Source organism: Roseibium sp. (assembly GCF_965232425.1).
GTDB lineage: Bacteria > Pseudomonadota > Alphaproteobacteria > Rhizobiales > Stappiaceae > Roseibium.
In genome coordinates this window covers 3,940,950-3,961,315 of sequence record NZ_OZ246971.1, presented here as the reverse complement: position 1 = coordinate 3,961,315, position 20,366 = coordinate 3,940,950, and the positions used below count along the sequence as shown (strand labels likewise).

Genomic DNA, 20,366 nt, shown 5'->3' with positions numbered 1-20,366 from the left:
GGCCTGCTTACATGAATGCACCTGCTCCTGAAAATCGCGGTGGTCCGATCCCCGGCAATATCGAGGAAAAGAAAGACACGGCACCCGCCTGGTTCGAGAGCCTGCGTGACAGGATCTGCGCGGCCTTCGAAACCCTTGAAGACGAAATCGGCACACGGTCCGGCCCCCTGTCCGACCTGCCCGCGGGACGGTTCGAACGCACGCCCTGGGAGCGCACCGACAGCTCCGGCCAGAAAGGTGGCGGCGGCGTCATGTCCATGATGCACGGGCGCGTCTTCGAGAAGGTCGGCGTTCACGTCTCCACGGTCCACGGGGAGTTTTCTCCCGAGTTTCGGGGACAGATACCCGGAGCCTCGGAAGATCCGCGGTTCTGGGCGTCCGGCATCAGCCTGATTGCGCATCTGCACAATCCCCATGTGCCCGCGGTTCACATGAACACGCGTATGGTCGTGACAACGAGGCAGTGGTTCGGCGGCGGCGCGGACCTGACGCCGGTGCTGGATGCCCGCCGCACACAGGAAGATCCGGACACGATCGCCTTCCATGAGGCGATGCGGTCTGCCTGCTTGGCCCACGACGTCGCCGACTATGATGCCTACAAGGCCTGGTGCGACGATTATTTCTTTTTGAAGCACCGCAATGAAGCCCGGGGTATCGGCGGTATCTTCTACGACTATCTTCACAGTGGTGACTGGGACGCCGACTTCGCCTTCACCAGGGCCGTCGGCGAGGCATTCCTGGGCATTTATCCAGAACTGGTGAGAAAGAACTTCGAAAAGCCGTGGTCCGAGCAGGAACGCGAGGAACAGCTGGTCAGGCGCGGCAGATATGTGGAATACAACCTGCTCTATGATCGCGGCACGATCTTCGGATTGAAGACGGGCGGCAACGTCGCCTCGATCCTCTCGTCCATGCCGCCGGTTGTGAAGTGGCCCTGAGGGGGCTTAGGGCAGGGACTCAAAAATGAAGTCAATTTGGTTTGGATCGTTTTGACCAACTGCGAGGAGCGAAAGTGAAGGAAATGTGATTCCGCTCCTTGAGGAGACGCAATCCGCCTCAAACCATTTCCGCCTCATTTATGGGTCCATCACCTAGACCGGTCAGGCTGCCGGGGCTTCCCGCGTGACCGCACCGAAGGCCCGCCCGAAGAGCATCTGGAAAAGGCTGGCGACAATTTTCTGATCCAACTTCGGCCCCATGTCTTTCAGCATGTCGACTGCGGTGCGCGAGGGAACGCTGCCCCTGTAGGAACGCTGTTCCGTAAGCGCGACGAATATGTCGCAAACGGTGATCAGCCGCACCTTCGGGACAAGCTGCTCGCCGCGCAGGCCTTTCGGATAACCGGAGCCGTCAAGCAACTCGTGGTGCTGAATGGCCATGCGTTTCACATCCGCGGACACTTCCAGTCTCGACTTCAGGATATCCCGTCCGAACACCGGGTGCTTGTCGATGATGCTCCGCTCCTGAGGCGTGAGCTTGCCGGGCTTGTCGAGAATTGTCAGCGGAATACGCATCTTGCCGATGTCATGTACAAGCCCGCCGGCGATGACTTCCTTGCAGTCCTCCTCGCTCCAGCCGATATGCTTGGCCAGCATGCCCGCAAGGCCGGCGACTTGAAGCGAATGGCTGTATGTGGCGCTGTGATGTGTCTCGACGGCATTCAGCCAGCACGACACGCCATCCTTCTTGAGCGCCGTCAGCATGTCTTCAGCGCTCTCGTTCATCAGGCTGATGCGGATCTTGGCCCCTTCCACCGTCGACAGGCAAAGGCTCTCAAGGAAGGTGTTGCTCGACTTGTAGGCGCGGGCCGTCGTTTCCGGGGTCTTGTGCGGAAGTGCTTCAAGGATATCGGTCTCCATGAGCTGCTTCAGCCGCTTCAGGAGGAGCGCGAACGGCGCGTCACGTTCAAGCGTCTCCGTCTTGCCGAGTGCCCCGGCCTGGATGACCTCCCTCCGGTTCTTCTGCGACACCAGGCAGATGACAGGTATGGATGCGATGCTGCTCCAGGACGCCTTCAGTGCCGTCAGTCCGGCATCGGTAGCACCGAGTAACTCGACCACGGCCACCTTGCCCTCACCAACCGTGTGCGGCGACACCATGTCCATGTTTATGAGGCGGGCCGGAAAGAAAAAGGGAAGCTTCCTGACCGGGGAATCCATCGGTAATGGCCCGTCTGAAATAAGAACTATTTCCATCGATCGTCTCGTTCGCGCCCTCAAAACATGTGAGACATGAAATACAGGTGGATTCCTATAGGGAACTGCAAACGTTATCTTGCAGGGATTACTTTTAAAATTTCGCTAAGGCGCGGCACCGGAGCGTTCGAGCAATTGCTCCTTGGTCAGTGCGAACTCGCTTTCGATCCACACGACTTCCAGCCGCCTCAGAAGTGCGCCGAGTTCCGGTCCGGCCTTGTGACCGAGCGAAATCAGATCCGCGCCTTTCAGGGGAAACTCGGGGATGACCTGTGCGGCGAGATCGGACAGCATGCCCTCGAAGAAGGCGCTGTCCTCCTTCGTTCCCGCAAGACTGGCGGACCAGACAGCCAGCAAGCCGTCGATTGCACCTTCCCGCCCGAACGCATACGTCATCGCTGCGGCGCTTGGACGCCCTGCGGTCCGCAGAAACCGTTTCTTCGCGGCCCACGCGGTTTCCATGCGTTTGCGTTCCTGGTTCGAAAGACGGAAGCGGTCGGAGAGCCTGGCCAGGTCCTCGCGCACGAAACCCGCAAGCACAACTAGTCCGAGTTCGGCATCCCGTGTCTGCGACGCCACGCTGTCCAGCGACCGAAGCGCATCGTAGTCGTCAATCCGGGCCAGGCCACCGGTCGCGATTTCCCAGAGACCGCAATCATTCATCATGCGAAGCGCGTAGGCAGCACGCGGCGCACGCAGCAGCCGGCGCATTTCGTGCCCGATACGTTCTGCGGACAGCTGCCGTAACCCGTTCCTCTGCCGAAGGCACGCGCCGAGACCTTCCGCGTCGAGTTCCCCCTCGCCGTAAGCCGCGTAAATGCGGAAGAATCTCAGGATCCGAAGATAGTCTTCCTTGATACGGCCGTCGGCGTCACCGATGAACCGGACGCGCCGGCCGAGACAGTCGTCGAGACCGCCAAGCGGATCATGGAGATGCCCGTTCCGGTCCACGTAGAGCGCATTCATGGTGAAGTCCCGGCGTCTTGCATCCTTTTCCCAGTCGCGGCCGAAGACAACGCGCGCCTGGCGGCCGAACGTTTCGATGTCCTCCCGCAAGGTCGTGACTTCGTAGGGAAAATCATCGGCAACAATCGTGATCGTGCCATGCTCGAGCCCGGTTCCGATTGCCTTCAGACCGGCGTCCTGGGCGCGGGACATCACGACATCCGGTGGAGCGGTTGTCGCGATATCGACGTCGGGAACGGGATGATCCAGCAAGGTGTTGCGCACCGCCCCGCCGACGACCCGCGCCTCGTCTCCGTCGCGTTCGACGGCGGAGAAAACCGCCTGAATGCCGGGCGCGGCAAGCCAGTCGGCTTTCGAGAGCTTTTCGTCCACACTGGAAGTCATGTGCCTATTCGAAACCACCGGGCACGAAAACGCCATCCTTCATTTGCGTCGGCCGATAGTCCGTCCCGTCTGGTCCGCGGTTCAACGTGGACATGACGATGAAGCCCGCGATCACCAGAACAAGGCCTGACACGGTCAGCCACGCCAGCGGACCCCGCGCCCAGCGGTCGGGATCCTTGCTTCTCTTCGTGAGCCACAACCAGATCGCGTAGCAGAGAAAAGGCAGGAGAAACAGGAGCAGGTGGGTCAGTGCAACACGCAGCATCAGCGATAAACCGTCTCGTACATGGATCTAATGATTCCGGCGGTAACGCCCCAGATATAGCGTTCTCCGAAAGGCATGGCATAGAAATAGCGCCGTTTGCCTTGCCAGTCCCGGCTCTGTTTCTGGTGGTTCACCGGGTCCATCAGGAAATTGAGCGGAACTTCAAAGACGTCTTCGACTTCGTCCGGGTTGGGTTGAAACGGTCCGGTAGTCTGCAGCTTTCCCACGACCGGGATGATCTTGTAACCGGAGCCGGTCAGATAGGGGGCGAGCGTGCCGAGAGGTTCGACCCTGTCCGGCAAAAGCCCGATTTCCTCGTCCGCTTCGCGCAGCGCCGCCTCGACAGGTCCCGCATCGGTGGGGTCGATCTTGCCGCCCGGAAACGCAACCTGTCCCGCATGCGCCTTCAGGTGCCCGGTGCGCTGCGTCAGAACCACACTGAGGCCGGCGTCGCGTTCCAGAATGCCGATGAGCACCGCCGCATCTCTGGGTGCACCGTCCCAGCGCGCGTAGGGTGGAAGATCGGGATTGAGGATATGATCACCGGTTTCAGGCTGAGCGGCACTTTGGGTGGCAACATCAAGCCGTTGCCGCAGGTCTTCCGACCATCGGTTCAAGTGAATCCCTTTGTCCATGACAGGAGCGCTCATCCGGCAACGGGCTCTGATTTGGTTATTGTCTGCACAATCAAATGGTTATTCCGTTCATTTCAGCAAGTGCGCACCGATCGGAAAAAAGCTCCCTTCGCTCCAGATCCCGGTTTCGGTGCCGCCCGGCGCTTCACGTTCAACGATCAGTTCTGCCAGCTGGTACATGAGCGCACGCGTGAACAGCGCTTCCAGCCTGCCCCGCACCAGAGCATAGGGTTTCAGGCCACCGCTGTCCGTTTCTTTTTCAAATCTCAGCGGGTGTCCGGCCCCAACTTTCACGAGTTCACCGAGATTTGTCCTGAGCGTCAGCCCCTGTTCTTCCCCGGTTCCCGTCACGGCCATTTCAACGGCCAGAAACGGGGCATCATCGACGGTGATGCCTATCTTTTCGACCGGTGTGACGAGATAGTGCTTGCCGTCGGCATCCCGCCTCAGAACCGAAGCGAACAACTTCACCAGAGGCTGCCGTCCGATCGGCGATCCGAGGTAAAACCACGTTCCGTCCCGCGCAATCCTGATGTCGAGATCCCCGCAAAACGGCGGATTCCACTTCTCCACCGGGGGAAGCGACCTGTCTTTTCCGTCCGCCCTGCTCATCAGGGCCTTCAACCCGTCCGGCATGTCTGCCGCGGCTGGATTGTCATTTTGTGGCATGTGTTTCACAGTCCTGAAAAGAAATTCCGGTCCCTCCGGAAAATTGCCGAGACATTAACCTACCCGCCGGTTGCCGGCCCGGGAACGCCCTTCTTAAGCACAGCCTTTTCCCCAACACCTGGAAAGATTCTTGGACCTTTCCACTGTATGGCGCACAATTGCGCCTTATCTACAGATTTATATGGTGTCAGACTGCATGAGTCGCAGCAACCGAAGACAATGCCCCGCACCGCCTCAGGTCCGGGAAAAGACAAGACGGGAAAGGTGATTCATGAGCGTTGTTTCCCCCTCGAACCCCAGCGATGAAGATCTCGCCGCCGTAGCGGAAAACGCGGAACGGGCGGTTGCGCGCATCACGGATGCAAAGGCCGACATCGCGCGGATCATCTTCGGTCAGGAAACCGTCGTCGAGCAGTCTCTCGTGACCATCCTGGCGGGCGGCCACGGCCTGCTCGTCGGTGTCCCGGGGCTCGCAAAGACGAAGCTTGTTGAAACGCTCGGCACCGTTCTCGGCCTGGACGCACGCAGAATTCAGTTCACGCCGGACCTGATGCCCTCCGACATTCTCGGCGCCGAGGTCATGGAACAATCGGCCGATGGCGGCCGGTCCTTCCGCTTCATTCCGGGGCCTGTGTTTTCGCAGCTGCTCATGGCCGACGAAATCAACCGGGCAAGCCCGCGCACGCAATCCGCACTGTTGCAGGCGATGCAAGAATATCATGTGACGGTGGCCGGTCACCCGCATGACCTGCCGCGGCCGTTCCACGTTCTGGCAACGCAAAACCCGCTCGAACAGGAAGGCACCTATCCGCTTCCGGAAGCGCAGCTTGACCGCTTCCTCATGCAGATCGACGTTCATTATCCCGATCTTGAGGCCGAGCGCCGGATCCTTCTGGAGACGACCGGCGCGGATCAGGCGGAAGCGCAGGTTGCGATGAATGCCGAGGAACTGATGGAGTATCAGCAGCTCGTGCGTCGCATGCCGGTCGGTGAATCGGTTGTTGAAGCCATTTTGAAACTTGTCCGTTCGGCGCGGCCCGACGACAGCTCGGCCGAGAGCGACGTCACCAAGCTGATCGCGTGGGGACCGGGGCCGCGAGCAAGCCAGGCACTCATGCTGACGGTGCGTGCACGCGCCCTGGTGGACGGCCGTCTGGCCCCGTCCGTGGACGATGTGCTCGCTCTGGCGGAGCCCGTTCTGCAGCACCGGATGGCACTGACCTTTGCCGCCAGAGCCGATGGTCATACTGTGAGAGACGTCATTCAGCGCGTCAAAGAGACAATCGCCTGAGACCGAGTCTTTCGCAGGAGCCCGAGACCATATGGACCCCCGGACAAACAAGGCAGGCATTGACCAGGACGCGTGGCCCAGCGTCATCGGCGAGGCAAGATCCGTTGCCGATGCACTGCCGGATCTCCTGGTGGAGGCGAGCCATGTCGCCAGCTCGATCATCGCCGGCTGGCATGGCAGGCGCAGAGCCGGTCCGGGCGAAAGTTTCTGGCAGTTCCGGCCCTTCAACATGGGCGAGCCTGCCAAGCGGATCGACTGGCGCCGCTCCGCGCGGGACGACCATCTTTACGTACGCGAGCGCGAGTGGGAAGCTGCGCATACGGTCTGGCTGTGGTCCGACCTGTCCTCCTCGATGGTGTTTCAGTCACGCCTGTCCACGGTCAGCAAACGGGACCGCGCCATCGTTCTGATGCTTGCGCTTGCCGACATGCTGGCTGAGACCGGCGAACGGATCGGGCTTCCGGGGCTGACCAGGCCCTTTTCCGACAGGCGCGCCGCAGAGAGGCTCGCCGACGCCCTCGCCCATCTGTCAAAACCTGTCGCCTTTCCCGATACCACATCGGTGAAACGCTTTGCCGACGTGGTGCTGGTCTCCGACTTCCTCGATCCGCTCGACGAAATTGCCGAATGGGTCGCCCGCGTTGCCAGCACCGGCGCGAAGGGTCATCTGGTGCAGGTCCTCGATCCTATCGAGGAAACCTTTCCCTTCGATGGCCGGATCGAATTTACCGATCCGGAGCTCGGAACGCGCCTGACTGCGGGCCGCGCGGAAAACTGGCGCGAGGATTACCACAACAAGCTGGAAGCACACCGGGCAGAGGTTCGGGACATGGCCCGCCGCGCGGGCTGGACCTACGTGCTCCACCATACCGACCGGCCCGCGGCTGAACCGCTTCTTGTCCTGCACAGCGCACTCTCCGGTGCGCTTGACGTGATGAACAGGGGAGGTATCTGAGCCGATGTTTGCCGGTCTCTCCCTGACATTCACCGCCCCCTGGATCCTCGCCGCGCTTGCGCTCCTGCCGGTCATCTGGTGGCTGCTGCGCTTGACGCCGCCACGTCCGCGCGAAATCGCATTTCCGCCGACGCGCCTGCTTCTCGACATCGACCAGCACGAGGAAACCCCGCAGCGCAGCCCGTGGTGGCTGACCCTTCTGCGGCTGCTGCTGGCGGCCATCCTGATCATTGCATTGGCCGGACCAGTCTGGCGCACATCAGAACCTGTTGGCACCGGAGACGGTGTTCTCTGGCTTCTGGTCGACAACGGCTGGACCTCCGCAAAAAGCTGGGACGCGCAGCTGAGCGCGGCCGAACAGATCCTCGCAACCGCCGAACAGTCGGGGCAACCGGTCGTCTTCGTGGCGACAGCAGAGGGCCCAAATCAGAGTTTCACGCCGGAAGCTGCAAGCGCTGCCCTTGAAAAACTGCGCGCGCTGGAACCGCGCCCCTACCCGCCCCAGCGCAGTGAACTGAATATCGGTCTGCGCAAGGCCGCACAGGACACCATGCCCGGGACGATTGTCTGGCTGTCCGACGATACCGAGCTGGAAGGTCCGTTCATGACCGACCTCGCCGCAATGACGGGCAACGTCCCGGTCACGGTTCTGACCGGTCTCGACACCCCGATGGGCCTGAAGAACCTGCAAAACGATACCGATGCGCTGTCCGTAACCGTGGTCCGCCACGACGAACAGCCTCTTGGGACGGCCAATGTCAGGGCCCTTGACCTGAAGGGACTGGTTCTCGGCGAGGTGCAGGCCAGTTTTGACGCCGGCAACACGGAAACCACCGCTCGGTTCGAATTGCCGAGCGAATTGCGCAACGACATCGCCCGCGTCGAGATCTCCGGGGAAGCGGCTGCCGGTGCAGTCCAGCTGGTCGACGACAGCTGGCGCCGCCGCACGATCGGCCTCATTTCCGGTCAGTCCGGTGATCTCGATCAGCCCCTGCTGTCGCCGGTCTACTATCTTGAGCGCGCGCTGTTGCCGTTTTCCGATATCCGCCGCTCGAAGGACAGCGATATTGCCTTGGCGGTGCCCGAACTGATCGACCAGGGCATCTCCGTTCTGGTTCTTGCCGATGTCGGGCGTCTCCCGGACACAACGGCCGCTGAACTGAGAGAGTGGATTGAGAACGGCGGCACGCTCGTGCGCTTCGCCGGTCCGCGCACGGCAGGCGGCAGCGACGACCTGATCCCCGTGCGCCTGCGGGCCGGTGATCGTTCGCTCGGCGGCTCTCTTTCCTGGAAGCAGCCGCAGCACCTTGCCGACTTCCCGGACGATTCCCCCTTCTTCGGGCTGAAGGTGCCCGAAGAAGTGACCGTGAACCGGCAAGTGCTGGCGGAACCAACATCGGACCTGCCTGAAAGAACCTGGGCGATGCTCGAGGACGGCACGCCGCTCGTGACCGCGGCACCCATTGGCGCGGGCAGTGTAGTCCTCTTCCATGTCACCGCCGACTCGGCCTGGTCCAATCTGCCCCTATCCGGCGTCTTCCTGAACATGCTGCGCAGGATCCTGGCCGTCTCGAACGTTGCCGCCGCCTCCGAAACCACCGATGACAGCACGTCGGCGTCAAGCGTGCTGCCCCCCTTGCGGCTGCTTGACGGCTACGGGCGTTTCAGTGCCCCGCCGGTCGAGGTTACGCCTGTCAGCGCGTCGGATTTCCGGGAAGCGGCTGCCAGCCGGCGAACGCCGCCCGGCCTCTACGGAACCGAAGACGGTTTCCGCGCATTGAACCTCATGGGCGCGGAGGATACCCTGTCATCGCTCGACCTGACGCTGCTCGGCGACCGGGCAACCAGGACCGCCTACCCTGCGTCCGATCCGATCGACCTCAGGGCGTTTTTCTTCACGCTCGCCTTTCTGCTGCTCGTGGCGGACGCAATCGCCGTCTTTCTGCTTGCCGGCGGTCTCAGCCGCGTCGGCCTTCGCAGCCGCGCCGCCGGCATTGCAGGCCTGCTTGCCGTGACGCTCACCTGCGCGGCGTATATCGGCACCTCTCCGGCGCTGGCGCAATCGACATCGGACGAGCTGCAGGCGCTTGAATCCACGCTGGATACGCGCCTCGCCTATGTCATCACGGGCAACCCGGAAATTGACGATGCGAGTGCTGCCGGCCTCGCCGGCCTGACCCGCTTTCTGGCTGAAAGAACCGCGCTGGAGCCCGGTGCGCCTGTTGCGATTGACATCGCGAATGACGAACTGGCGTTTTATTCGCTGCTCTACTGGCCGATCGATCCTGTCGCGGACAAGCCGAACGACCAGACGATGGCCCGGATCGACACGTTCATGCGCAACGGCGGCACCATCCTGTTCGACACGCGCGATCATATCAACGCATCCGCCACCGGTTTTTCGTCGACACCGGCAACGCTGAAACTGCGCGAGATCCTGGAGGATCTGGACGTCCCGCCCTTGCAGCCGGTCCCGCCAGATCATGTCCTGACCAAGGCGTTCTATCTGCTTGATGCCTTCCCCGGACGCTATGCCGGAAGCCCGCTTTGGGTGGAAAGCCTTGAGGAAATCGCCGCGCGCGGCGACCGTCCGGTGCGGGCGGGCGATGGCGTGTCGCCCATCATGATCACGGGCAACGACTTCGCGTCGGCCTGGGCCATCACCGAAGAGGGGGAGTTCATGTACCCCACGGTTCCCAACAGCCCCGTGCAGCGCGACTACGCCTTCAGATCCGGCGTCAACATCGTCATGTACAGCCTGACCGGCAACTACAAGGCCGACCAGGTTCACATCCCCGCCCTGCTTGAGCGGCTGGGACAATAGGAGCGCCGATGGTCTGGTCCCTTTCCTTCGACCCGCTGCTGCCCCTCTGGGCGCTTGTTGCCGGAGGTGCGATCGCCCTCTTTCTTGCGGCGCTTTCCGGTTACCTCAGTCTGCGCGGATGGGTTCTGCGCTCACTCACGATGGCTCTGTTGCTGTTTGCACTCGCCAATCCCGCAGTTGAACGTGAGGACCGCGAACCGCTCTCCAGCGTCGTTGCGCTGGTCGTCGACAAGAGCCAGAGCCAGCGCCTGGCGGACCGGGAGACAACCACGGACGAAGCGGCCGCCGAGATCCAGCGCCGCATCGCTGCACTCAAGGGCTTTGACCTGCGTGTCCTGGAATCCCGCAATGCCGGCTCGGGCAACGGGACGGAGCTCTTCCAGACCCTCAGCAACGGACTTGCGGATGTGCCGCCGGATCGGGTGGGCGGCGCGATCATTGTTTCGGACGGGCAGATCCATGATGTGCCGGAAAGCGCGGGCGCGCTCGGTTTCGACGCCCCTGTCCACGGTGTGATCACCGGCGCTCCGGACGAGCGGGACCGCCGCATCGTGCTCGACAAAGCTCCGAGATTCGGTCTGGTCGGCTCGGAGCAGACCGTCAGCCTCACGGTGGTTGACCAGGGTGCGGGCACCGGTCCGGGGGATCTCGTCCAGCTGTCGGTCAAGCGGGACGGCACCGTGGTCAGCGAACGCACGGCGCGCACCGGTGAGAAGATCGATATTCCGGTCGAAATCGCGCATGGCGGCGACAACATCTTCGAATTCGAGGCAGCCCCGCTCGAGAACGAACTGACGACGCTGAACAATCGCGCCGTGGTCACCATTGACGGCATCCGTGAAAACCTTCGGGTCCTCCTCGTCTCGGGCTCGCCGCATTCCGGCGAGCGCACCTGGCGCAACCTTCTCAAGTCCGATGCCTCCGTCGATCTTGTCCATTTCACCATCCTGCGTCCCCCGGAAAAGCAGGACGGCACGCCGATCAACCAGCTTTCGCTGATCGCCTTCCCGACACGCGAGCTCTTCTCGGTCAAGATCGATGAATTCGACCTGATCATTTTCGACCGCTACGTCCGGCGTGGCGTGTTGCCGATGCTCTATTTCGACAACATCGCGCGCTACGTTCAGGACGGCGGTGCCGTGCTGCTCGCGGGTGGTCCGGACTACGCCGAAGCGGGCAGCCTTTACCGGACCCCGCTTGCGCCGATCCTGCCTGCAAGCCCCACGGGCGGCATTTTGGAAGAACCTTTCCACGCGACGCTGGCAAGCCTCGGCGAACGGCATCCCGTGACCAGGGGCCTTCCCGGGTCGGAACAGGATCCGCCGGCCTGGAGCCGCTGGTTCCGCGCGGTCGATACGCAGCTTGACGCGGGACAGCAGCTGATGTCCGGCCCGAGCGACACACCGCTGCTGGTGCTCAACCGCGAGGGCGAAGGCCGCGTCGCGATGCTGCTCTCCGATCACGTCTGGCTTTGGGCACGCGGCTTCGAGGGCGGCGGACCTCACGTCCCGCTGCTGCGCCGGCTGGCACACTGGCTGATGCAGGAACCTGATCTCGAAGAAGAAGCGCTCAATGTATCGATCCGGGGATCCGACCTTGTCGTGGAACGGCAAACCCTGGGAGACACCGTGGGTGAAGTGACCGTAACCGCACCAGCTGGCGACACGACGCTGGTGGATATGAGCGAGCGTGAGCCCGGCCTTTGGCGCGGGGACATGGCCGCGGATCAGACCGGATTGTTCTCGGTGACGGACGGCACGCTGAGCGCTCTCATTCATGTCGGCCCGCAAAATCCCAAGGAATACACGGACGTTCTGTCGACGACCGATGTGCTAACACCGATCAGCGAGGCAACCGGCGGCAGCACCCAGCGGCTGAGAGACGTGGGCGGTGACCTCGACATTCCGCGCGTCGTCTCCATGCAGCCTTCCGCAAGCTATGCCGGCAACGGCTGGATCGGCCTGAAGGCGACGGAAGCCAGCGTCCTCAATGGCGTCGACCGCTATCCGCTGATGATCGGACTTCTCGGTCTTGCGCTGCTGCTCGGCATGCTGTCCCTGACATGGTATCGCGAGGGCCGGTGACGGGCACGGTTCCAGGCGTTTGAAACCCGGCCCAAGGCCGCACCCTGGCGTTCAGGCGGTTCTTTCCGTTTGCGCACCTGCCTTCAGAAAGACGGCGAGATCGTCGACCTGCATTGGCTTGGCAAGCGCGAAACCCTGGGCAAAGTCGCATTGCATCGTTGCCAGGCGCTCGACCTGTTCCAGCGTATCCGCCCCTTCCGCGATGACGGGGATGTTCAGGGAATGCCCCATATCGATGATCGACCGCACCAGCCGCTCGAACGTATTGCCCTCTTCGATGCCGGAGACGAGGTTGCGATCGATCTTGATATGGGACGGTTCGATGTTCATCAGGCCCATGACGGAGGCGTTTGCCACGCCGAAATCATCGAGATCCAGGAGACACCCGGCGGCGCGGATCTGGTCGAGCACCCCGGCCACATGCGCGTCGAGATTGTCGAGCGTGATGGTCTCCACAAGTTCGAAACGCAGCTCGAACGGCAGGTTGCGAACAAGCTTGAGCGCCTCCGGGAAATCCGGTGACGTCAGCCTTTCTTCAGACAGGTTCACGGCAAGCGCGGGCACGTTGATGCCTTGTTCGCCAAGGCCCTTCAATAGACCGACGGACCGTTCCAGCATCATGGCGTCGATATCGCCGAGAAGGTTGAGATCCTTTGCCGTGTCCAGAAAGTCGTGCGGCGACAGCAGCCCGCGGTCCGGGTGCTCCCATCTGACAAGCGCTTCGACACCGGCGACCGTCTGGTCCGGCAACCGGAACTGCGGCTGGAAATACGGCAGGAACTGGTCCTTTTCCAGACCGTTCAGAATTTCAGCCGCCAGGGTTCGTTCGTTCTGAATTGCCGTCCTGAGCGCCGGCGAGTACATCACGAACCGGTCCTTGCCGGCCTTCTTGGCATCGTACATGGCCAGGTCGGCAGCCTTCATCAGGTCGGAGCGGTCCGTGGCATGCTCGGGATAGCAGGCAAACCCGACGCTTGCCCCGATCCGCGTTTGCGCGCCGTCCAGAACGACCGGCTCCTTGAGGCGATCGACGATCAGTGCGGCATATGCCTCGATACGCTTGCGATGTTCGGACGGGACCCAGATCGCGAATTCATCGCCGCCGAGACGCGTCACCAGGCAATTGCGGAACGCATCCGACGAAATCTGACCAGTCTCCTCCGGTTCGATATCGGACAACCTTTCGACACCGAAAACCTCGCACAATCGCTTGCCGACAACCTCGAGAACCTTGTCCCCCACGTCGTGTCCATGCACGTCGTTCACGGCCTTGAACCCGTCGAGATCGATCAGCATGAGCGCCCCGGATTGCCCGGCGGCGATCGCGTTGTCCAGTTGCTGATGCAGGTAGGTCCTGTTGCCGAGGCCCGTGACCAGATCCTGGTAGGCGAGCGCATTGATGGTCGACAGGTTCTCCCGCAGGCGCAGCACCATTTCCCGGAAACGCCGGCTCAGCTCATTGAACTCGACCGGCAGAAGACGGCTGGAGGCCTGCAGGTCCGGCAGGCCGAACTCGCCTCCCGCGATCCTGGACGACGCCCGCGATATCTGTTCGATCGGCCGGACCACCCGCAGAGAGACCAGGAGCGCGAGTGCCAGGGCGGATGCGACCCCGATCGCAAGGACGATGACCCCGGACCGCCGCGCGATGTCGGCCTTTTGCTGCAATTCGGCAATCGGCTGCGGGATCATCACCCCCCAACCGACGGGATGAACGAAGGTGAAGCCGGCAATCATGTCGCCCTTGAGCGCAGGGGAATAGAAGGTCTCGACACCGGTCTGCCGCGCCAGCATGCGTTGCACCGCCGAGATTCCGGACATGTCCTTGCGCGCGGCAACCCAGTCGGGCAGCGGATGTGAAAGCGCCTTTCCCGTGTGATCGACGATCGCGGCATGGCCGCGGACGCCGAATGAAATCGCCTCACCGAGTTCACGGAAATAGGTTGTCCGCACGGCACCGACCGCAAGTCCGTCCTCCAGCGGACGAACCATATGCAGCACGTTTTCACCGTCCGCGGTCTGCACGACCGGGCCGAAGGTGACTTCGCCCGGGACAGCGAGCGCCTTGAGCCGTTCAAGTTCCGCTTCGGGGATCGTGTCGGGACAGGGCGCGGAGGCCGATGCGAGCGTCAAGGTCACCTTGCCGGTGTCCCAGTCCGCGATGCAGACGTGACGGAAACTCAGATTGTCGAGCACGCGGACCATCGACTTGGTTTTCGACCAGGCTTCCGGCGTGTCGAGAAGCAGGTCGAACGTTGTGACGAGATCCCGGTAATACCGCTCCAGGGCTGCCGCAAGGTTTCGCGCCAGAAGCAGGTGGCGTTCATGCACCTCGTCCAGCTCGCCTTCCAGTACTTCGGAGTGCGGCCATGCCTGGAAAAGCAACAATGGTGTCATCGACAGGAAAAGAAACAACGTCAGCAAAAAATATCTGAGTTTCATGTTTCAAATGCCTCGGCAAAGTCCTATCGCGAGGGATTCTATATGCCGAAACTCTTAACCCGAAACAAAAACAACAATCGGAAAAATAATCAATGACGCGATAAAGCGGACTTTCCTCTGCGTACACGCGAATGTGACCTTACCACTGGAGACCTGTCGCATACCAGGTACGCCTTCCGGTATGAGATCAGGTTTTCGAAATCCGGCTGATTGGACATGGTCCGCCAGGCTGGCGTTATTGCCCGCCCTGTACCCCACCTTGAGGCATCTCCGCCGCGTTCAACAGCGCGACCAGGAGTCTTGCCGGATCGACCGGACCCGGCAGGGTGATCCGCCCGAGGGGCACTTGCCGAAAACCGAAGGGGCCGTAATAGGGCGCGTCGCCGACGAGAAGAACGATTTTGTCACCGGCCAGTTCGGCAGCATCCATCGCGGTGCGCATCAATGCCTTGCCAAGCCCCCTGTTCTTGAAGTCGGGCGACACGGTCAGCGGTCCGAGCAACAGCGCCGCGGTGTCACCGATGAGGATCGGCGACAGCCGGATCGACCCGGCAATCTGCGATCCCACGAGACCGACAAAGGAAAGATCCTGCCGGGGTTCGGCATTTTCCCGGATGCGGAACGCGGTGCGTGCGAACCGGCCCGGTCCGAATGCATTTGCCTGGAGATCTTCGATTGCTGTGGTGTCGGCGGCGTCTTCCGGCCGGATAACCCAGGTGGTCTGTTTCATGATATTGGTCCTGAACAAGCGATCTTAAAGCAAGCGCGCCTGCCGTGAACCCGAAATGAAAAGCCTTGTTGGTCCGGGATGAGGTCAGCCGCGACGGATCGGACGAGAGATGTCTCGTCGGTCGGTTCGTCGTCGGAGTGTCAGACCTGCGGTCATGGGTCCCAGTCTCTGAATTACAACTGCCAATCATCATGCGATGGCGGTTCATTTGTGAGGCAAAGCGGGTATCACGCAACCTCCTCCCGGTCCAGCGTTTTTTTGGAGATCGTATCGGAATTGATTGTTCATGGATCGCGAACACAGCATTCAGTTGATTGAATTCCGGGACCGGCGCACAACCTATTTCACGAGGAAACACGAAGGAGCGCGCAATGGGTTTGCTGGTAAACGGGGTCTGGACGGATCAATGGTACGACACGAAGTCGAGCGGCGGCCGTTTTGTCCGCAAGGACGCAGCGTTCCGCAACTGGATCACCGCCGACGGGTCGCCCGGTGCCAGCGGTAAGGGCGGATTCAAGGCGGAAGCCGGACGGTATCACCTGTTCGTTTCCTATGCCTGTCCCTGGGCGCACCGCACGATGATCTTCCGCAAGCTGAAGGGTCTCGAGGACGCGATCTCGCTGTCCGCAGTCCAGCCGCTGATGCTGAAGAACGGCTGGGAATTTGCCGAAACGGAACCGCTCACCGGCGCCAAATACGCCTGGAACATCTATGCCAAGGCCGATCCGGAATATACCGGCCGGGCAACCGTGCCGATCCTCTGGGACAAGGAACAGGAGACCATCGTCAGCAATGAATCGTCCGAAATCATCCGGATGTTCAATTCCGAGTTCGACGGCCTGACCGGCTCCAACCTCGATTTCTATCCGCAGGACCTGCGCGAGAAGATCGACACAATCAACGAGCGCATCTACCACACGCTCAACAACGGCGTTTACAAGTCCGGCTTCGCAACGAGCCAGGAAGCCTATGAGGAAGCCGTCACGGCCCTGTTTGAAACGCTGGATTCCCTTGAAGGCCTGCTCGCCGAAAACCGCTACCTGACCGGAGACCGGCTAACCGAGGCGGACTGGCGTCTGTTCACCACGCTCGTTCGCTTCGATGCGGTCTATGTCGGCCATTTCAAGTGCAACATCAGGCGTATCGTCGACTACCCGAACCTGTCCAACTACCTGCTGGAACTCTACCAGGTGCCGGGTGTTGCCGAGACCGTCGACATGGCAACGATCAAGCAGCACTATTACGGCTCTCACGAGAGCGTCAATCCGACCCGGATCGTGCCGGTCGGACCGGCCCTCGACTTTCTCAGACCCCATGACAGGGACCGGCTTCCGGCCGCTGCGTGAACAGGCCGGAATCTCCGGGACGGGCTTTCAGGTCGGAATTTCAGGCCGGGATTTCAGGCCGGAATTTCAGGGACGGCTCACCAGTAGGCCCCTGAGGGAAACGTCCCGTCTGCGAATTCTGAAAGACGCCGCGCGGTTGCCGGGCTCAGATCGTCGGGTAGCGAGTCGAGCGGAAAGAAACGCGCTTCCGCAATCTCCGCATTCGGCGCGAGAAATGCCGGGGCCTTGTGCCATGTATCAAGTTGAAACAGGCCGACATGATCGCGGCCTGTTGCCTCGCGGTTGAGATACATGCCCAGGAGGCGCGGCGCTTGTTGCGCGGCGATCCCCGCCTCTTCCTGAACCTCCCGGATTGCGGCCTGTTCCAGCGTCTCGCCGCGGTCGACGGCCCCGCCCGGCAGATACCATCCCTCGAGATAGGTGTGACGCACCAGCAGGACGCATTCGCGATCGTCTGCCACGATCACCCGAACGCCCAGAATGTAGGGGTTTCTGATCAGGACTGCGCTCTGCACGATGCGCTTCGTCAGGCTCGTCGGCAGGAAGGATAACAACTTCAGCATGTCCGCAGATTGCACCTCCTGCCGCCAAAGGTAAACACGCTTGACCCATGCAACCGCTGCAGGGCTGATACGCACGAATAGCTCTCCTCCTGCGCGGGGTGAATGCCTATATAGCGTGCACAGTGATGAATTCGAAGGCAGGTGAGACTGCCGTGACCTTACGAAGGAAAAGACAATGTTGAACGCAATTTTCGGCAAGCGCCGCACCCGCCAGAACCACTACCAGTGGAAACCGGCCCTCGATCTCAGCAACCCGCGCGTTGTTGCTGCCCTGACCACGTTCCCGAGCAACTAAGCTTCGGACGAGCCTGCGGAGGCAGAAGAATGTTCGGTTTTGTTAATGTCGTGAACGCGACGCTGCGCGAGACCACGCGCACCGCAAACACGTCCTCGGGCAAGACTGCCAGACCCGCTCAGGCCAGGTAGGCCGGCCCGGGGCAGGATGCCCTTTTTTCAAAAACAGATGCTCAGCAACCGGAGCGCCGCGTTATTTTCTTGACGCGGCGCTTTTTGCTTTGAAGATGCGCCACCATGTTCACGCTCGCGCATATTTCCGATCCCCATCTTGGTCCCCTGCCCGATCCCAAGCTTATCCAATTGGTATCAAAGCGCATTCTGGGCTACCTCAACTGGCGGCGAAACCGTTCCAAGATCATGGGCGCAAGCTATCTTGACCAGCTCGTCGAAGACATGAAGGCGCAGTCTCCCGACCACATCGCGGTCACCGGCGACCTTGTGAACATCGCCCTTCCCCTTGAAATCACCGGCGCGCGCGATTGGCTCGAAGAGATTGGAGAGCCGGACAGCGTGTCCGTCGTTCCGGGAAATCACGATGCCTATGTGCCGGGCGCTGTCTACAAGGCACGCGCAGCGTGGTGGCCGTATATGTGTTCCGACGATGCCGCGACGAAACCACCGGAAGACGCGCGCGTGGAAGCAACCTTTCCCTATGTCCGCACACGCGAAGATGTCGCCCTGGTGGGTGTGACCACCGGGCGCGCCACGGCCCCCTGGTTCGCGACCGGCCGGGTTGGAGCCGAACAGGCAAGACGCTTGCGGGAGACCTTGGAAGAGCTCGGCAGGGAGGGCTATTTCCGGGTCGTGATGCTGCATCACCCACCGTTCAGGCACGCCACGAAATGGCACAAGCGGCTGTCGGACGCATCGCGCGTGCGCGCCGCCATCAAACACGCGGGCGCGGAACTCATTCTCCACGGGCACACGCATATCGACAGTTTCGAAGAAATCGAAGGGCCGGCTGGTCCCGTGCCCGTTGTCGGTGTCCCTTCGGCAACGAGCGCACCGGGCGGGCGGCACCCGGCCGCACGCTACAATCTCTTCAGGATCGAAAAGTCCAATACCGGCTGGACTTGCCGTATGGAAGAACACGGTTTCGATGCGCCCGACACACCGGTCAAGCTGCTCGCGGAAAGAGACGTCAGCATTCCGAACGGGGACTAGCCGGGAAGGTGTCTGCGCTTCTGCATCCTGCGATACACCAGTCTTGTCATCCCTGCGAAGGCAGGGAACCAGTAATCTCCAGCGCTCATCACCTGAATCTGAAGTTCGCTTTGGGGGTTGCAGGAGAAATGATGCGAACTTCAAATCCACCGCACGAGCGGACCTTTTCGGCACCACAGCGTACTGGTTCCCGGTCTTGCTGCTTGCGCAGCAAACCGGGATGACAAATCCGGAAATAAATTCCGTATCCCGACTTGGTGTCGGAGGGGATCAGACGGTTTCATGTCTCGCCGCGGCAATGCTCCGCTCGCCGATGCTGCCTTTTTTCGGCTTGGTTCCCACCCACGCCCCTCATCCTGAGGAAGCGCGGGAGCGCTGTCTCGAAGGATGGGCGGCAAATTCAAAGCCGTGTGGCCCATCCTTCGAGACAGGCCTATGGCCTTCCTCAGGATGAGGTCTTGCGAATGTGAGGCTGACCCCGAGAGCGCGGACTCTCCCTGTCATCCCGGACGGGCAAAGCGAGATCAGGGGTGACGGCAGAAAGCCAAGACCTTGCGCTTTCAAACTACCGGAACGCGTCCTTTTTTTGATCCCTGCGAAGACGGGATCCAGTATCCCTTGTATGCCAAGGTTACAAGAACACTGTGAGACAAGATGTTACTGGGTCCGGCCTTCCGCTGCGCTGCAGCGGGAATGACAGGTTTACTGACAGGAGATCGTCTCACGAGAGCCGTATTGAGGTAAAACGAAAGCAGCGGCCCAAGCGGCAGAATGACAACGGAACGTCAAATCGGGTTGGCAAACCACGCGAAAGCGACGAGGCCGACAACGCCTGCGGCAATCCCGATGCCGAATGCACCGGCGACCGCAAGCCAGGACGTTCTGCTTTCACGCACCCGGACAACCTTGGAGTCCTGCGCGACTTCCTTCAGACGGTTGTTCAGCCAGTCGCCCTCGAGCGCTTTTTCCCGTTCGATCACACGCTCGGCGATGTATTCCGTCAGGCAGTCGGCCATGTCGTCGATATTCGCGGTTTCGAGGATGACCACGCGTCCGAGGCGCGTGTCTTTCAGAAAACGGTAGGTCTTGCGATCCCCGCCGACGGCCACGTGGCTGGTGGCATCGATCCACAGGCGCGGTGTCGACCCGGAAATGATCTGCAGCGAAAACTGGTCGTCGTCCTCAGGGATCTCCTTGAAGACATCCTTGAGCTCATCGGCCAGCATGTCGAGCCGTGCACGTTCCGTATCCTGCAACTCGACAACCACGTCCGATCTCTCGACTTCGCCCAGTTGCACCTTGCGGATGGCATCGCGCAAGGAGCGAATACGCGTGTGTGGGACAACGTTATCCTGCATTTCAGACATAAGGCGCCTGGCTCCGTTCTTCTGCCGTCGTGAACACAAAAGTCTTAACCGACTCGCGCAGGGGCAGAACGGCACTCCGTCTTCACCTGCCGCCTATCCACCGGCATTGGTCCTAAAATGGTTAACAAAGCTTAGGGTAAAATTAACCGTAACGCCAGCAAGGCAGCGCTGGCCTCACTCCAAATCATG

At 61.3% G+C, this 20,366-nt stretch carries 16 protein-coding genes; 7 read left to right on the top strand and 9 right to left on the bottom strand.

The window, feature by feature from the left end; genetic code table 11:
* The first annotated feature begins 11 nt into the window (after positions 1-11).
* Positions 12-938, top strand: a complete 927-nt coding sequence (gene hemF / locus ACO08A_RS18005; protein WP_422037351.1) for an oxygen-dependent coproporphyrinogen oxidase — start codon at positions 12-14, stop codon at positions 936-938.
* A gap of 162 nt (positions 939-1,100) precedes the next feature.
* On the opposite strand, the gene ACO08A_RS18000 is transcribed toward hemF, so the two are convergent.
* The 5 genes from ACO08A_RS18000 to ACO08A_RS17980 all read right to left on the bottom strand — a co-directional run bounded on the left by ACO08A_RS18000 (position 1,101) and on the right by ACO08A_RS17980 (position 5,114).
* Entirely contained in the window at positions 1,101-2,195 is a 1,095-nt protein-coding gene (locus ACO08A_RS18000) for an HD-GYP domain-containing protein (protein ID WP_422037350.1), read from the bottom strand.
* A 105-nt stretch (positions 2,196-2,300) separates the two neighbouring features.
* The gene (locus ACO08A_RS17995) at positions 2,301-3,545 is read right to left on the bottom strand and encodes a CCA tRNA nucleotidyltransferase (RefSeq protein WP_422037349.1); all 1,245 of its coding nucleotides are present in this window, start codon (positions 3,543-3,545) and stop codon (positions 2,301-2,303) included.
* A 4-nt stretch (positions 3,546-3,549) separates the two neighbouring features.
* On the bottom strand, positions 3,550-3,810 hold the full coding sequence (locus ACO08A_RS17990) for a DUF6111 family protein (protein ID WP_422037348.1): 261 nt from the start codon (positions 3,808-3,810) through the stop codon (positions 3,550-3,552).
* Positions 3,810-4,445 (bottom strand): CoA pyrophosphatase, encoded by a 636-nt coding sequence (locus tag ACO08A_RS17985; RefSeq protein ID WP_422037347.1) that lies wholly within the window; start codon positions 4,443-4,445, stop codon positions 3,810-3,812. The genes ACO08A_RS17990 and ACO08A_RS17985 overlap by 1 nt, the downstream gene beginning before the upstream one ends.
* A gap of 69 nt (positions 4,446-4,514) precedes the next feature.
* Complete coding sequence (locus tag ACO08A_RS17980) at positions 4,515-5,114, bottom strand: DUF1285 domain-containing protein (protein WP_422037346.1); 600 nt, start codon at positions 5,112-5,114, stop codon at positions 4,515-4,517.
* Positions 5,115-5,385: 271 nt separating this feature from the next.
* Here ACO08A_RS17980 and ACO08A_RS17975 point away from each other — a divergent pair, with 271 nt between their 5' ends.
* The 4 genes from ACO08A_RS17975 to ACO08A_RS17960 are packed head-to-tail and all read left to right on the top strand — an operon-like array spanning position 5,386 to position 12,268.
* The gene (locus tag ACO08A_RS17975) at positions 5,386-6,405 is read left to right on the top strand and encodes an AAA family ATPase (protein WP_422037345.1); all 1,020 of its coding nucleotides are present in this window, start codon (positions 5,386-5,388) and stop codon (positions 6,403-6,405) included.
* A gap of 31 nt (positions 6,406-6,436) precedes the next feature.
* Complete coding sequence (locus ACO08A_RS17970) at positions 6,437-7,360, top strand: DUF58 domain-containing protein (RefSeq protein WP_422037344.1); 924 nt, start codon at positions 6,437-6,439, stop codon at positions 7,358-7,360.
* A 4-nt stretch (positions 7,361-7,364) separates the two neighbouring features.
* Entirely contained in the window at positions 7,365-10,184 is a 2,820-nt protein-coding gene (locus ACO08A_RS17965) for a DUF4159 domain-containing protein (RefSeq protein WP_422037343.1), read from the top strand.
* Between the two features lie 8 nt (positions 10,185-10,192).
* A complete protein-coding gene (locus ACO08A_RS17960; RefSeq protein WP_422037342.1) occupies positions 10,193-12,268 on the top strand; it encodes a hypothetical protein in 2,076 nt (691 codons plus the stop codon).
* Between the two features lie 51 nt (positions 12,269-12,319).
* On the opposite strand, the gene ACO08A_RS17955 is transcribed toward ACO08A_RS17960, so the two are convergent.
* Positions 12,320-14,710 (bottom strand): putative bifunctional diguanylate cyclase/phosphodiesterase, encoded by a 2,391-nt coding sequence (locus ACO08A_RS17955; RefSeq protein ID WP_422037341.1) that lies wholly within the window; start codon positions 14,708-14,710, stop codon positions 12,320-12,322.
* Between the two features lie 235 nt (positions 14,711-14,945).
* Positions 14,946-15,440 carry a GNAT family N-acetyltransferase gene (locus ACO08A_RS17950; protein WP_422037340.1) on the bottom strand — a complete coding sequence of 165 codons (495 nt, stop codon included), beginning with the start codon at positions 15,438-15,440 and terminating at the stop codon, positions 14,946-14,948.
* A gap of 371 nt (positions 15,441-15,811) precedes the next feature.
* Here ACO08A_RS17950 and ACO08A_RS17945 point away from each other — a divergent pair, with 371 nt between their 5' ends.
* Positions 15,812-16,786, top strand: a complete 975-nt coding sequence (locus tag ACO08A_RS17945) for a glutathione S-transferase family protein (RefSeq protein ID WP_422037339.1) — start codon at positions 15,812-15,814, stop codon at positions 16,784-16,786.
* A gap of 77 nt (positions 16,787-16,863) precedes the next feature.
* Here ACO08A_RS17945 and ACO08A_RS17940 read toward each other — a convergent pair whose 3' ends face one another.
* Complete coding sequence (locus ACO08A_RS17940) at positions 16,864-17,349, bottom strand: NUDIX domain-containing protein (protein WP_422037338.1); 486 nt, start codon at positions 17,347-17,349, stop codon at positions 16,864-16,866.
* A gap of 531 nt (positions 17,350-17,880) precedes the next feature.
* On the opposite strand from ACO08A_RS17940, the gene ACO08A_RS17935 reads away from it, so the two are divergent.
* Positions 17,881-18,810 carry a metallophosphoesterase family protein gene (locus ACO08A_RS17935; RefSeq protein ID WP_422037337.1) on the top strand — a complete coding sequence of 310 codons (930 nt, stop codon included), beginning with the start codon at positions 17,881-17,883 and terminating at the stop codon, positions 18,808-18,810.
* Positions 18,811-19,595: 785 nt separating this feature from the next.
* Here the strand turns inward: ACO08A_RS17935 and ACO08A_RS17930 are convergent.
* Complete coding sequence (locus ACO08A_RS17930) at positions 19,596-20,177, bottom strand: hypothetical protein (RefSeq protein ID WP_421979126.1); 582 nt, start codon at positions 20,175-20,177, stop codon at positions 19,596-19,598.
* Positions 20,178-20,366: the final 189 nt, after the last annotated feature.

What these genes read in the sequence shown, in the direction of transcription:
- ACO08A_RS17970 (WP_422037344.1), top strand. Translation starts at nt 6,437, where the DNA reads ATGGACCCCCGGACAAACAAGGCAGGCATTGACCAGGACGCGTGGCCC.
- hemF (WP_422037351.1), top strand. Translation starts at nt 12, where the DNA reads ATGAATGCACCTGCTCCTGAAAATCGCGGTGGTCCGATCCCCGGCAAT.
- ACO08A_RS17935 (WP_422037337.1), top strand. Translation starts at nt 17,881, where the DNA reads ATGTTCACGCTCGCGCATATTTCCGATCCCCATCTTGGTCCCCTGCCC.
- ACO08A_RS17990 (WP_422037348.1), bottom strand. Translation starts at nt 3,810, where the DNA reads ATGCTGCGTGTTGCACTGACCCACCTGCTCCTGTTTCTCCTGCCTTTT.
- ACO08A_RS17950 (WP_422037340.1), bottom strand. Translation starts at nt 15,440, where the DNA reads ATGAAACAGACCACCTGGGTTATCCGGCCGGAAGACGCCGCCGACACC.
- ACO08A_RS17980 (WP_422037346.1), bottom strand. Translation starts at nt 5,114, where the DNA reads ATGCCACAAAATGACAATCCAGCCGCGGCAGACATGCCGGACGGGTTG.
- ACO08A_RS17940 (WP_422037338.1), bottom strand. Translation starts at nt 17,349, where the DNA reads ATGCTGAAGTTGTTATCCTTCCTGCCGACGAGCCTGACGAAGCGCATC.
- ACO08A_RS18000 (WP_422037350.1), bottom strand. Translation starts at nt 2,195, where the DNA reads ATGGAAATAGTTCTTATTTCAGACGGGCCATTACCGATGGATTCCCCG.
- ACO08A_RS17930 (WP_421979126.1), bottom strand. Translation starts at nt 20,177, where the DNA reads ATGTCTGAAATGCAGGATAACGTTGTCCCACACACGCGTATTCGCTCC.
- ACO08A_RS17955 (WP_422037341.1), bottom strand. Translation starts at nt 14,710, where the DNA reads ATGAAACTCAGATATTTTTTGCTGACGTTGTTTCTTTTCCTGTCGATG.
- ACO08A_RS17995 (WP_422037349.1), bottom strand. Translation starts at nt 3,545, where the DNA reads ATGACTTCCAGTGTGGACGAAAAGCTCTCGAAAGCCGACTGGCTTGCC.
- ACO08A_RS17975 (WP_422037345.1), top strand. Translation starts at nt 5,386, where the DNA reads ATGAGCGTTGTTTCCCCCTCGAACCCCAGCGATGAAGATCTCGCCGCC.
- ACO08A_RS17960 (WP_422037342.1), top strand. Translation starts at nt 10,193, where the DNA reads ATGGTCTGGTCCCTTTCCTTCGACCCGCTGCTGCCCCTCTGGGCGCTT.
- ACO08A_RS17945 (WP_422037339.1), top strand. Translation starts at nt 15,812, where the DNA reads ATGGGTTTGCTGGTAAACGGGGTCTGGACGGATCAATGGTACGACACG.
- ACO08A_RS17965 (WP_422037343.1), top strand. Translation starts at nt 7,365, where the DNA reads ATGTTTGCCGGTCTCTCCCTGACATTCACCGCCCCCTGGATCCTCGCC.
- ACO08A_RS17985 (WP_422037347.1), bottom strand. Translation starts at nt 4,445, where the DNA reads ATGGACAAAGGGATTCACTTGAACCGATGGTCGGAAGACCTGCGGCAA.